Below are 12,485 nucleotides of genomic sequence, written 5' to 3'. Positions count from 1 at the left end.
TGACTAGCAACTCTCCAAATATCGCTCATACTCTTTCTGACAACACTGTCGTCAATAACTGTTTGATCTAAAACTTTTAATCAAGGAGTTCATATGGCTGGTTGGTTTGAATTAAGTAAAAGTAGCGATGATCAGTACCGCTTTGTTCTTAAAGCTGGGAACGGGGAAATAATCCTTACCAGCGAGCTTTACACTACCAAAGGCGCTGCGGAAAAAGGGATCGCATCTGTCCAGGCTAACAGCCCTCTGGATGAGCGTTATGAGAAAAAAACAGCGGCTAATGGAAAATTACATTTCAACCTGAAAGCTGCAAACCACCAGATTATTGGTAGCAGTCAACTGTATGCGAATGAACAGTCACGCGAGACCGGTATTACTTCGGTTAAGACCAATGGTGTCAGTCAGACGATAAAAGATAAGACCTGATAATTACTCGCTCAGCCGGGTAACGCAACGCTGTCGCCCGGCGTTTTTCTTTACCTGCCTTCCCTGCAGCGCTACAATGCCCGCCCTTAATATGGGGGCACTCCCCTAACCGCCTCATTGAGTGGGGCGAGTCTGACCTGTCATCAGAATGAGAAAATTATGTTTAAACCGGAACTCCTTTCCCCGGCGGGAACGCTGAAAAACATGCGTTACGCTTTCGCCTATGGCGCAGACGCTGTGTATGCGGGCCAACCGCGTTACTCACTGCGCGTACGCAACAACGAATTCAACCACGAAAACCTGCAGCTCGGTATTAATGAAGCCCATGAACTGGGTAAAAAATTCTATGTGGTGGTTAACATTGCCCCACATAATGCCAAGCTGAAGACCTTCATTCGTGATCTGAAACCGGTGGTGGAAATGGGGCCGGATGCACTGATCATGTCAGACCCTGGTCTGATTATGCTGGTGCGCGAAAACTTCCCTGACATGGACATTCACCTTTCGGTACAGGCTAACGCCGTAAACTGGGCGACGGTGAAGTTCTGGAAGCAGATGGGGCTGACCCGCGTGATCCTCTCCCGTGAGCTGTCGCTGGAAGAGATTGAAGAGATCCGCACCCAGGTGCCGGATATGGAGCTTGAGATCTTCGTTCACGGCGCGCTGTGCATGGCCTACTCCGGCCGTTGCCTGCTCTCTGGCTACATCAACAAGCGTGACCCAAACCAGGGTACCTGTACCAATGCCTGCCGCTGGGAATACAACGTGCAGGAGGGGAAAGAAGATGTAGTGGGCAATATCGTGCATAAGTACGAGCCTATCCCGGTACAAAACGTCGAACCCACGCTGGGTATTGGCGCACCAACAGACAAAGTCTTTATGATTGAGGAAGCCCAGCGCCCGGGTGAGTACATGACCGCATTCGAAGACGAACACGGCACTTACATCATGAACTCGAAGGATTTACGTGCCATTGCCCACGTTGAGCGCCTGACGCAGATGGGCGTGCATTCCCTGAAGATCGAAGGCCGCACCAAGTCGTACTATTACTGTGCACGTACCGCGCAGGTCTATCGTAAAGCCATTGATGATGCTGCAGCCGGTAAACCGTTCGACCCACAACTGCTGGAAACGCTGGAAGGCCTGGCGCATCGTGGTTACACCGAAGGGTTCCTGCGCCGCCATACACATGACGACTATCAAAACTACGAATACGGCTTCTCTGTTTCCGAGCGTCAGCAGTTTGTCGGCGAATTCACCGGCGAACGTAAAGGTGAACTGGCGGCCGTGCTGGTAAAAAACAAATTCACCGTCGGCGACAGCCTGGAGCTGATGACCCCACAAGGCAATATCAACTTTACTCTCGAGCAGATGGAAAACGCGAAAGGCGAAGCCATGCCAGTTGCGCCGGGCGATGGTTACACCGTGTGGATGCCTGTACCAGAGGATATCGATCTGAATTATGCATTGTTGATGCGTAATTTTGCCAGTGAGTCCACACGTAACCCGCATGCTAAGTAGTTAATTACGGTTATTTTTCAGCGTTCGGAAGATTCTTAGAAATCGATCACATACCGTTTCGTTCATTAAGGGTATTATCCACTCCGCTGAAAAACATAACCCATAAATGCTAGCTGTACCAGGAACCACCTCCTTAGCCTGCGTAATCTCCCTTACGCAGGCTTATTTTTTGCCTGCCGTTTAAACTCTCCGAATCTCCCCAATTCAAATCTTTACTTTCAGGCGAAAAAAAACCGGGCATTACGCCCGGCTCATTAGGTGATTAAAGATTAATGTGCTGCTTCTGGCTTGTGCTTTTGTGCACTCTGGAAACCATAGGTCAGCTCATTTTTCTCTTTATCCAGCGCAACGGTCACCTGACCGCCATCTACCAGCGAACCGAACAGCAGTTCGTTAGCCAATGGTTTTTTCAGGTTATCCTGGACAACACGCGTCATTGGACGTGCGCCCATTGCGCGGTCATAGCCTTTCTCTGCCAGCCAGTCACGAGCTTCCTGACTCACTTCAAGAGAGACACCTTTCTGATCCAGTTGAACCTGAAGCTCGACGATAAACTTATCAACAACCTGATGAATCACCTCGGTAGAGAGATGATCGAACCAGATAATGTTGTCGAGACGGTTACGGAATTCCGGCGTAAACACTTTTTTGATTTCGCCCATCGCATCAGTACTGTTGTCCTGATGAATCAACCCAATCGATTTACGCTCAGTTTCACGTACACCAGCGTTGGTGGTCATGACCAGCACCACGTTGCGGAAATCCGCTTTACGCCCGTTATTGTCGGTCAGCGTGCCGTTATCCATCACCTGCAGCAACAGGTTAAAGACATCCGGGTGCGCTTTTTCGATTTCATCCAGCAGCAGTACCGCATGCGGATGCTTAATAACAGCATCAGTCAGCAAACCGCCCTGGTCAAAACCGACATATCCTGGAGGCGCACCAATCAGACGGCTGACCGTGTGGCGTTCCATATACTCGGACATATCAAAACGCAGCAGTTCAATGCCGAGGGCTTTGGAGAGCTGCACCGTGACTTCGGTCTTACCGACGCCAGTTGGTCCGGCAAACAGGAACGAACCGACCGGCTTATGCTCGTGTCCCAGCCCGGCACGGCTCATTTTGATCGCTTCAGTCAGCGCCTCAATGGCTTTATCCTGTCCGAATACCAGCATTTTCAGACGGTTGCCCAAGTTTTTCAGCGTGTCGCGATCGCTCTGCGATACGCTCTTCTCCGGGATCCTCGCAATGCGGGCCACCACGGACTCAATATCCGCCACGTTGACGGTTTTCTTGCGCTTACTGACCGGCATCAGACGCGCACGCGCGCCCGCCTCATCAATCACGTCAATCGCTTTATCCGGCAGATGACGATCGTTAATGTATTTCACCGCCAGTTCGACCGCTGCACGCACCGCTTTGGCGGTATAGCGGACGTCATGGTGCGCTTCGTATTTCGGCTTCAGACCATTGATTATCTGCACGGTCTCTTCTACCGATGGTTCAGTGACATCGATTTTCTGGAAACGGCGCGCTAACGCACGGTCCTTTTCAAAGATATTGCTGAATTCCTGATAGGTTGTGGAGCCTATAACACGGATCTTACCGCTGGAGAGCAGCGGCTTGATCAGGTTAGCCGCATCCACCTGGCCGCCCGATGCCGCACCCGCACCGATAATGGTGTGGATCTCATCGATAAACAGAATGCTGTTAGTATCCTGTTCCAGCTGTTTCAGCAGCGCCTTAAAGCGTTTCTCAAAATCACCGCGATATTTAGTGCCTGCCAGCAGCGAGCCGATATCCAGGGAGTAAAGGGTGCAATCAGCCATGATTTCAGGCACATCACCCTGGACGATACGCCAGGCGAGGCCTTCGGCAATGGCGGTTTTACCGACACCAGACTCTCCCACCAGCAGCGGGTTGTTTTTTCTGCGACGGCACAGTACCTGAATGGCGCGCTCCAGCTCTTTGTCCCGGCCAATGAGCGGATCAATTCCGCCCACTCGGGCAAGCTGGTTAAGGTTAGTCGTGAAGTTCTCCATACGGTCCTCCCCGCCAGCTTGCTCTTCGTTATTTGGCTGATTCCCAGAGTCAGAAGACTGGCTGGGTTCATCTTTACGCGTGCCATGAGAGATAAAATTCACCACATCAAGACGACTTACTTCATGCTTACGCAGCAGATAAGCCGCCTGAGATTCCTGCTCGCTGAAGATAGCAACCAGCACATTTGCGCCGGTAACTTCATTGCGTCCGGAGGACTGAACATGAAAGACCGCACGTTGCAGTACACGCTGAAAACTCAACGTCGGCTGCGTGTCGCGCTCTTCCTCACTGGCAGGCAATACAGGTGTGGTCTGTTCAATGAAGGCTTCGAGTTCCTGACGGAGCGCCACCAGATCCACAGAACACGCTTCCAGCGCTTCGCGGGCCGACGGGTTACTGAGCAACGCCAGTAACAAGTGCTCGACGGTCATAAACTCATGTCGGTGCTCGCGCGCTCTGGCGAAAGCCATGTTTAAACTGAGTTCCAGTTCTTGATTGAGCATAGGCACCTCCCCCAATGTTTATGCCTGCATTCAGGCTTTTTCCAGCGTACACAGCAACGGATGCTCGTTCTCCCTCGCATATTTGTTCACCATCGCTACTTTGGTTTCAGCCACTTCGGCAGTAAACACGCCGCAAATCGCTTTGCCTTGATAGTGAACTGCAAGCATCAGTTGCGTTGCACGTTCTACATCATAAGAAAAGAATTTTTGTAACACGTCAATAACAAACTCCATCGGAGTGTAATCATCATTGACTAATATCACTTTATACATAGATGGCGGTTTTAGCGCGTCGCGCAATTTGTCTTCCGCCAGCAGATCGAAATCCAGCCAGTCGTTCGTCTTACCCATTGTCAGTCGTCATCTTCAGTTACGGTTTCCGGCAGAAAATCTTGCCGCTGACAAGCAGCCTATGCGCACAATCAATCTACCTCAAGTATTAGATAACTATCATCTATTAGTGCCATCCGCGACATCTGTCACATAACCGACAATAGCGTTAACTGCTTCAAATTTTGATGCATTTTTACCCTATTCTGTCTGCCTGGCGCTTGACGCCCCGCCTGATTTCTCTAAATTGTAGTTTCGAGAGTTGGCGAGGTTTTGAACAGCCCCCACTCCGCCACCGGTTCATTCCATCTTACTTATATAAGATTTACGAAGGATGTCGAAGTATGGAAACGGGTACTGTTAAGTGGTTCAACAACGCCAAAGGGTTTGGTTTCATTTGCCCCGAAGGCGGCGGCGAAGATATTTTCGCCCATTATTCCACCATTCAGATGGATGGTTACAGAACGCTAAAAGCCGGACAGTCTGTCCAGTTTGATGTCCACCAGGGGCCAAAAGGCAATCATGCCAGTGTCATCGTGCCTGTCATTGAAGCAGAAGCTGTCGCATAGCTCTTCTGTCTCATTGTGTACATCCCGCAGTCAAAATGCCAGCCTTTGCGGCTGGCATTTTTATCTCTGTGGCATTATTCCCGCGCCAGAGCATCTACTGGATCCAGACGTGCCGCATTCCGCGCCGGTAGCCAGCCAAACAACACCCCGGTTGCAGTCGAACACAGGAACGCCGTCAACAGCGCGACGGGTGAGAATCCAATTTCCCAGCCCGGCAGGAATAGCTGAAGTGTAAAGGCGATCAGCATCGACAGGCTAATGCCCAACGCGCCGCCAACCAGACACACTAACACCGCTTCAATTAAGAACTGTTGCAGCACATCACTGGCACGCGCGCCTACCGCCATACGAATGCCAATCTCACGCGTTCGTTCGGTTACCGAAACCAGCATAATATTCATCACGCCAATCCCACCAACCACCAGCGAAATCACCGCCACCAGCGTCAGGAAGAGTTGTAATGTACGTGTGGTCTTTTCAGCGGTTTTCAAGACACCGTCCATATTCCAGGTGAAGAAATCCTTCTTACCGTGGCGCAACGTCAACAGTCGGGTCAGTTGCTGTTCGGCCTGGGCACTGTCAAAACCATCCTTTACTCGCACGGTGATCGAGTTCAGCCACGACTGCCCCATAATTCGTCCGGACATGGTGCTGTAGGGCAGCCAGACCCGCAGGATCTTGCTACTGCCGAACATCGACTGTTTCTCTTCTGCAACGCCAATTACCGTGGCCGGCATATTTCCCACCAGCACGACTTCGCCGACAACTTTCGCTTTATTGGGGAACAACTGGCGCCGGGTATTACTGTCGAGCACCACCACCTGAGCGCGCCCCGCCAGTTGCTCGGCGTTAAAGGTGGTCCCTTCGCTAAATGTCATGCCATAGACGTTGAAATAGTCGCCGCTCACGCCGTTAGCACTGGCAGCAACGTCGATATTGCCATAGCGTAACCGCAGGTTCTTCGATACTGCAGGTGTTACCGAACTGACCCAGGGCTGCTTCTGTAGCGCCGTCAAATCGTCATACTTCAATGCCTGTTGATATTGCGGATCGTCGTCGCCGAAATCTTTGCCAGGATAGATATCAATGGTGTTAGTACCAATAGCGCGAATATCTGCCAGAACCAGTTGTTTAGCCGCATCGCCTACCACCACGATCGACACCACAGAAGCAATACCGATGATGATCCCAAGCATGGTCAGTAGCGTTCGCATCTTATTCGCAGCCATTGCCAGCCAGGCCATGGTAAGCGCTTCACGAAAACCGCTGACAAACTGGCTCCAGCCGGATGCCGTTTTCACCGTTGGCTCCGCGATATCGCGTCCGCCAGAGGGTTTCTGTGGCGGCGGATTGCGCACAATCTCGCCGTCACGAATTTCAATGACCCGCTCGGCCTGTGCGGCAACCTGCGGGTCGTGCGTGACGATAATTACCGTGTGTCCGCGATCGCGCAGCTGATGCAAAATCGCCATCACCTCTTCGCCGGAATGGCTATCCAGTGCACCGGTGGGTTCGTCGGCAAGAATAACCTGTCCCCCGTTCATCAGTGCACGTGCGATACTGACCCGCTGCTGCTGACCACCGGAAAGTTGAGAAGGTTGATAATCAACCCTGTCGCCCAGACCCAGCCGCTGGAGTAATTCCTGCGCACGCGCCAGGCGCTGCTTACGCTCGGTGCCAGCGTAGACCGCAGGCACCTCGACATTTTGCGCCGCGGTTAAATGTGACAGCAAATGATAGCGCTGGAAGATAAAGCCGAAATGCTCACGGCGCAGCTGTGCCAGCGCATCGCTATCCAGCGTGGAGACATCCCGTCCGGCAACCCGATACGTACCGCTGGTAGGTTTGTCCAGACAGCCGAGAATGTTCATCAGCGTCGATTTACCCGAACCCGACGCCCCGACAATCGCCACCATTTCCCCGGCCTGAATGCTCAAGGATACGTCCTTCAACACCTCAACCTGGCCTTCACCTGAGGGATAGCTGCGGCGGATATGGCTCAGTTCAAGCAATGCTGTCATTTTGCAGCTCCAGCGTTGCCCTCGCCGGTAATGACTTCATCACCCTCTTCCAGCCCTTTCACGATCTCCACATCGGTGTCATTCCGCGCGCCGATAACCACTTCACGTTCGCGGGTTTCGCCGTTACGCAGTAGCCTGACGTTATAGCGGTTGTTACCAATAGGATCGCCCAGTGCCGACAGCGGGATCGTCAGAACATTTTTGACATCAGTGAGCTGGATATGGACCTGCGCGGTCATATCCAGACGCAGGATCCCTTTCGGATTGGGAACTTCGAAGCGGGCATAGTAGAAAATCGCATCATTCACTTTCTCTGGCGTCGGAAGAACATCTTTCAGCGTGCCTTCGTAGCGTGTCTGCGGATCGCCCAGTACGGTAAACCAGGCTTTTTGCCCAGGTTGCAGGTGAATTACATCAGCCTCAGAAACCTGCGCTTTTACCAGCATGGTGCTCATATCCGCCAGCGTCAGAATATTAGGTGCCTGCTGAGCGGCAATAACGGTTTGCCCTTGTAGGGTAGTAATTTGCGTTACTTCGCCTGCCATTGGCGCGACAATGCGGGTGTAATCAAGGTTGGTTTTTGCCGTATCGAGAGAAGCCTGATTACGTTTAATTTGCGCGTCAATTGCGCCAATTTGCGCCTGTTTGACCGCCATTTCGGTGGCCGCCGTGTCGAGATCCTGCTGTGAAACGGCCTGGGTTTTTGCCAGCTGTTGCTGACGGGAAAGCGTCACCCGCGCCAGTTTCCACTCAGCTTCTGCCTGTAAACGCTGGGCGCGCAATTCCATTAGCGTCGCTTCAACCTCTTTGATTTGGTTTTGCGCCTGTTCAGGATCGATTACGCCGAGCAACTGATCTTTTTTGACTTTATCGCCAATCGCGACCGACAGCGTTTTTAACTGCCCGCTGACCTGCGCCCCGACGTCAACTTTACGCAGCGCATCCAGTTTACCGGTAGCCAGCACGCTTTGCTGCAGATCGCCCGGACGAACAATTAATGTTTGATACTGAGGTAAAGGCGCATTAAGCGTTCGCCAAAGTGCAATTACCGCCACAATAAGGATGATGGCGAACAGAAAATAGCGTTTTTTGATTTTTCCCTTGAGCTTCATAAATGTCCCAATTCCCCCAATACGTCCACCAGAGTGGAGTGCTAAACATCAACGTTAAATAAATCGCCGTTGAAAAGCGCAAGAATAACAGAGTTATTGATGAATGGTTAAGATCCGCTGTGCTGAAATTAGTACCAGGGTATCAATCGGATTTATATTATGAGTCAACTAACTGAAAGCACTTTTCTTTCCACCAAACCCGTCACCAGCTTTGGTCTTTTTTACAGCCTGAGCAGCGGTCATTTACGTCCCGCACATTGCTGGGATAAGCGGAGCTTTCGTCGTAAGTTTATCTGGCGCTCACTCTTGATACCTCGCCTCACCCAGGAATGGATGACAGAACTGTCCCAATGGCCGGATCTTGAAAACCTGCTATCCCACCAACCCCGATTGCCGGTGCGTTTGCATCGTCCTTACCTTGCCGCAAACTTCACCCGTAAAATGCGTTTAGACGCGGTGCGTTTTCATTATAATGTTATCCGCCATGCATTTTTACCCGCAGAATTTAACGCCTTATTAAGCAATGACGGCTTACAACTGGCGCAAATTGAAGGCAAAGATGGCGATATATTTACCGTAACCATGATGATGTTCCCGGTGCTGGATAAAGAGGGAGAGAGCACTATTCAGGTGCAAAATGGCGACGGCGACGTACTGACTAAAATGACGTTTACGTTCTGCGAATATAATGGCAAAAGTACATTATTTATTGGCGGTGTGCAGGGCAATGCGCAACTTCCTCACGAAGCAATCCAAAAAGCGACTAAGTCTTGTCACGGGATATTCCCAAAACGTATTGTAATGGAAGCCATTTGCCGGTTAGCAGAGCGATTGAATATCGATAATGTTATGGCAGTCAGCAATGAACAGCATATCTTTCGCAGCCAACGCTACCACGATAAAAATAAGGTAATTCATTCCGACTACAACGCATTTTGGGAATCGGTTGGCGGCGAGTGCGACAGACACGGGTACTATCATATTCCGCGCACGCTGGCGCGAAAAAGCGAGGCGGATATTGCCAGCAAAAAACGCGCAGAATACCGCCGCCGCTATCAGCTACTGGACAGCATCCATTCGCAGCTGTCGTCGATGTTTCGCCACTAATCCGCTCTGCCGCGTGCCAGCCACAGCACGCGGGAAAACATTTTTCGCAGCAGCGTTGGCACTGCGTCAACGCCGCGCCGCCCGGCTTCCATCGCTACCTCAATGGCTAAATCCGGTTTTGACGAACGATGTATCGCCTTGGAGATAATTTTGCGCATATTCATGGGCACGTTCTCCGGGATTTGCGCCACCCGGTGAAAGACGTCAGCAAACCCTTGGCGATACATAAAGTGTTCCATATCCAGCGCGGGGAGCATGGTCAAATGCTCACGCTCTTCCTCTCTGTCGTCATTCAATAAGCTACGTACCGTGGCCGCATACTTTTTCCCGGCTTCATCACCATCGACCAGCACATGCCACTCGATACCCATCCGGCGGGCGAATTTAACCAGCGGCTTAAGGCCGGACTGGGCGAATTCAATAACTTTAATCCCTTCTGCATCAAAGTGATGTCCGCACTGACGGGCCAGTTCGTTAATAACCCAGGTTTCCGTTTCGCCTTCTACCAGCAACCAGCAGCGGGCAAACAACGATGACGCACGATTAAAACGAATATGAAATGCGATTCGCCGACCATCTTCTGCACTGATCCCACCCGGCCCCAGCCGCCAGGCGGCGACGCGGGATGATTCACGAACCAGACGAACAACATGTTCCACGGGCGTAAGGGACAACAGCTCACCGGAATTGGTTGTCGCCACTCGCTGCAGAGGCAGTAAATTCAACAAGTGCCAGGCCACCGACAGCATGATGGGATGTAAACGCGTTTCCGGATCTTCCACCAGCAATAAAGGTCGGGCGTCTTTATCCAGCCTCAGCGTGCCTTTGGCCTGCAACAGGGTCGAAAACAGGCCCAACAGAATAACCCGGTGCGTACGTCCGCCGGGTTTATCAATCATGCGGTTAATAATGTCCAGATAGCGCCAGCTCCGTTGTTCGTTATTGGAGCGACGGCGCATCAGACGGTAGCGGGACTGGCCAGCCCCTTGCTCGGAAAAATAGTGCTCCAACAACTGCACCATGGCCGATAACCCCTGGCGGATCTGTCCGTCGGTCAGATTTTGCGGTCGGGTAGCCAGCTCACGCGCCAGAAAATCCAGTTGGCGGGCGGTGACTTCGACGTCCGCCGAATCCGGCACGGTACCGTTGCGGATCCGGCGCATAAATCGCGCGTCGCGCAGACGCAGTACCGGCATCAGGCGCACAAGATGCCGCGCCTGATCGTTAATGTCATCGAGAGGTAATGGATGGCCGTCGCCGTCAAGAAAACTGCGCAAGGTCAGAACGCTACCGTCATCCGCACACTCGCCTTCCAGACGATAAAAAATGCGGTGATAGCCATCCTGGCACGGCGTCCAGCTGGCTTCCAGAGGGCGATAGCGACGTACCCGGTGACGCCCCGGTTGGGATTCACGAAACGTCAGGATAATGTGCAGGTGGTGTTCCCGGCCCTGTATGTCGCCCGGCGGGAACCAGAAATCCTCGCGGACAAAATGATACAAGTCTGGCTCCGGCGACAGCAGCAGGGTTAAGGCATCCAGCAGACTGGATTTACCCCACGCGTTCTCCCCAATCAGCACGTTGCTCTGCTCCAGCATCAACGACAGACGGTTAATACCACGAAATCCAACAATCTCAACGCGTTCGAGAATCATATAGCCTCCGGAAATGCTAACTTTTTCCTTCAAGTTATCAGGAGTATAACGGCAAGCGGGGGCTCAGGACACCCGATATCAATCTGGCGTGAATCGCAAAAGCAAAAAAAATAAGAATATTCTTCTTATGTTTTCTCCTGAATATAATTTCAGAACTTAATCATCGTCCTTTCGCTAATTGGACTATGCTTCATTCACCCAAGATTCAAAAAGGAATCGCAACATATTGCCTTAAATCAAATTTTTTCATCAATTTAACTGGCGAAGGGATGATATTTTTTTCTAAAATACCCGCTCTTTCATCATCGTCCCTTTTAGCGATGAATTACCGGGCAAGGAATACGAACCCGGAACTTTTAATTGAGGTGGTTATGTTCAGGAAATTAGCAGCTGAATTCTTCGGTACGTTTTGGCTCGTTTTTGGTGGGTGCGGTAGTGCAGTGCTGGCAGCCGCATTCCCGGAATTGGGAATTGGATTTGCCGGTGTCGCGCTGGCATTCGGCCTGACCGTATTAACCATGGCATTCGCCGTGGGTCATATTTCAGGTGGGCATTTTAACCCGGCGGTAACCTTCGGTTTATGGGCTGGCGGTCGTTTCCCGGCAAAAGATGTTATTGGTTACGTTATTGCTCAGGTTGTAGGCGGTATTGTTGCAGCAGCGGCACTGTATCTTATTGCCAGCGGTAAAGCGGGTTTTGATGCAACGGCCAGTGGTTTTGCATCAAACGGCTTTGGTGAACATTCACCAGGCGGTTATTCCATGCTTTCTGCCGTCGTCATTGAAATTATTCTGACCGCAGGCTTCTTATTAGTGATCCACGGCGCGACCGATAAACATGCTCCGGCAGGTTTTGCACCTATCGCAATTGGTCTGGCGTTAACTCTGATCCACTTGATTAGTATTCCAGTCACCAACACCTCCGTAAACCCGGCACGTAGTACCGCAGTAGCCATTTTCCAGGGCGGCTGGGCATTGCAACAATTGTGGTTCTTCTGGGTTATGCCGATTATCGGTGGGGTACTCGGCGGCCTTATTTACCGCACTCTGCTGGAAAAACGCGATTAATCGCTAACAAAAAAGGCCTGGCGCAAGTCAGGTCTTTTTTATCCTCTCTATATTTCCTTTTATTTGCAACTTTACTCCCCTCTTTGCTTTGAGTAGTGTGTGCTAGCGCATTTCGTCTTACTTCTCAGCAA

General features: G+C 51.5%; 10 protein-coding genes. 5 read left to right on the top strand and 5 right to left on the bottom strand.

Features of this window, described 5'->3' with window-relative positions; translation table 11 throughout:
* Nucleotides 1-93: 93 nt before the first annotated feature.
* Nucleotides 94-426, top strand: a complete 333-nt coding sequence (locus SK39_RS19790; protein WP_003841759.1) for a YegP family protein — start codon at nucleotides 94-96, stop codon at nucleotides 424-426.
* A 159-nt stretch (nucleotides 427-585) separates the two neighbouring features.
* Nucleotides 586-1,947, top strand: coding sequence for a prephenate-dependent tRNA uridine(34) hydroxylase TrhP (gene trhP, locus SK39_RS19785; RefSeq protein WP_003844346.1), 1,362 nt, complete (start codon nucleotides 586-588; stop codon nucleotides 1,945-1,947).
* A gap of 269 nt (nucleotides 1,948-2,216) precedes the next feature.
* Here the strand turns inward: trhP and clpA are convergent, their stop codons facing one another.
* A complete protein-coding gene (gene clpA, locus SK39_RS19780) occupies nucleotides 2,217-4,493 on the bottom strand; it encodes an ATP-dependent Clp protease ATP-binding subunit ClpA (RefSeq protein ID WP_003036804.1) in 2,277 nt (758 codons plus the stop codon).
* Nucleotides 4,494-4,523: 30 nt separating this feature from the next.
* A complete protein-coding gene (clpS, locus tag SK39_RS19775) occupies nucleotides 4,524-4,844 on the bottom strand; it encodes an ATP-dependent Clp protease adapter ClpS (protein WP_003036810.1) in 321 nt (106 codons plus the stop codon).
* A 323-nt stretch (nucleotides 4,845-5,167) separates the two neighbouring features.
* Between clpS and cspD the strand changes: the two genes are divergently transcribed.
* The gene (cspD, locus tag SK39_RS19770) at nucleotides 5,168-5,392 is read left to right on the top strand and encodes a cold shock-like protein CspD (protein WP_003036813.1); all 225 of its coding nucleotides are present in this window, start codon (nucleotides 5,168-5,170) and stop codon (nucleotides 5,390-5,392) included.
* 74 nt (nucleotides 5,393-5,466) lie between these two features.
* Here the strand turns inward: cspD and macB are convergent, their stop codons facing one another.
* Together macB and macA are read right to left on the bottom strand one after the other, a co-directional pair.
* Nucleotides 5,467-7,413: a macrolide ABC transporter ATP-binding protein/permease MacB gene (gene macB / locus SK39_RS19765; protein WP_003840216.1), complete on the bottom strand. Its 1,947-nt coding sequence runs from the start codon at nucleotides 7,411-7,413 to the stop codon at nucleotides 5,467-5,469.
* Complete coding sequence (gene macA / locus SK39_RS19760; protein WP_016150621.1) at nucleotides 7,410-8,525, bottom strand: macrolide transporter subunit MacA; 1,116 nt, start codon at nucleotides 8,523-8,525, stop codon at nucleotides 7,410-7,412. Before macA ends, macB begins: the two co-directional genes overlap by 4 nt.
* A 159-nt stretch (nucleotides 8,526-8,684) precedes the next feature.
* Between macA and SK39_RS19755 the strand changes: the two genes are divergently transcribed.
* Complete coding sequence (locus SK39_RS19755; RefSeq protein ID WP_048217341.1) at nucleotides 8,685-9,632, top strand: VirK/YbjX family protein; 948 nt, start codon at nucleotides 8,685-8,687, stop codon at nucleotides 9,630-9,632.
* On the opposite strand, the gene SK39_RS19750 is transcribed toward SK39_RS19755, so the two are convergent.
* Entirely contained in the window at nucleotides 9,629-11,287 is a 1,659-nt protein-coding gene (locus tag SK39_RS19750) for an ATP-dependent endonuclease (protein WP_003036822.1), read from the bottom strand. The genes SK39_RS19755 and SK39_RS19750 overlap by 4 nt on opposite strands.
* 371 nt (nucleotides 11,288-11,658) lie before the next feature.
* Between SK39_RS19750 and aqpZ the strand changes: the two genes are divergently transcribed.
* Nucleotides 11,659-12,354 (top strand): aquaporin Z, encoded by a 696-nt coding sequence (aqpZ, locus tag SK39_RS19745; RefSeq protein ID WP_003840208.1) that lies wholly within the window; start codon nucleotides 11,659-11,661, stop codon nucleotides 12,352-12,354.
* Nucleotides 12,355-12,485: the final 131 nt, after the last annotated feature.

It is taken from the genome of Citrobacter sp. BIDMC107 (assembly GCF_001037575.1).
Lineage (GTDB): Bacteria > Pseudomonadota > Gammaproteobacteria > Enterobacterales > Enterobacteriaceae > Citrobacter > Citrobacter freundii.
Note: the sequence above shows the minus strand (reverse complement) of the source record. Positions and strands in the feature narration are given on the sequence as shown.

Excerpts from the sequence above, each read along its gene's own strand:
- SK39_RS19790 (WP_003841759.1), top strand. The coding sequence starts at position 94 with ATGGCTGGTTGGTTTGAATTAAGTAAAAGTAGCGATGATCAGTACCGC.
- trhP (WP_003844346.1), top strand. The coding sequence starts at position 586 with ATGTTTAAACCGGAACTCCTTTCCCCGGCGGGAACGCTGAAAAACATG.
- clpA (WP_003036804.1), bottom strand. The coding sequence starts at position 4,493 with ATGCTCAATCAAGAACTGGAACTCAGTTTAAACATGGCTTTCGCCAGA.
- clpS (WP_003036810.1), bottom strand. The coding sequence starts at position 4,844 with ATGGGTAAGACGAACGACTGGCTGGATTTCGATCTGCTGGCGGAAGAC.
- cspD (WP_003036813.1), top strand. The coding sequence starts at position 5,168 with ATGGAAACGGGTACTGTTAAGTGGTTCAACAACGCCAAAGGGTTTGGT.
- macB (WP_003840216.1), bottom strand. The coding sequence starts at position 7,413 with ATGACAGCATTGCTTGAACTGAGCCATATCCGCCGCAGCTATCCCTCA.
- macA (WP_016150621.1), bottom strand. The coding sequence starts at position 8,525 with ATGAAGCTCAAGGGAAAAATCAAAAAACGCTATTTTCTGTTCGCCATC.
- SK39_RS19755 (WP_048217341.1), top strand. The coding sequence starts at position 8,685 with ATGAGTCAACTAACTGAAAGCACTTTTCTTTCCACCAAACCCGTCACC.
- SK39_RS19750 (WP_003036822.1), bottom strand. The coding sequence starts at position 11,287 with ATGATTCTCGAACGCGTTGAGATTGTTGGATTTCGTGGTATTAACCGT.
- aqpZ (WP_003840208.1), top strand. The coding sequence starts at position 11,659 with ATGTTCAGGAAATTAGCAGCTGAATTCTTCGGTACGTTTTGGCTCGTT.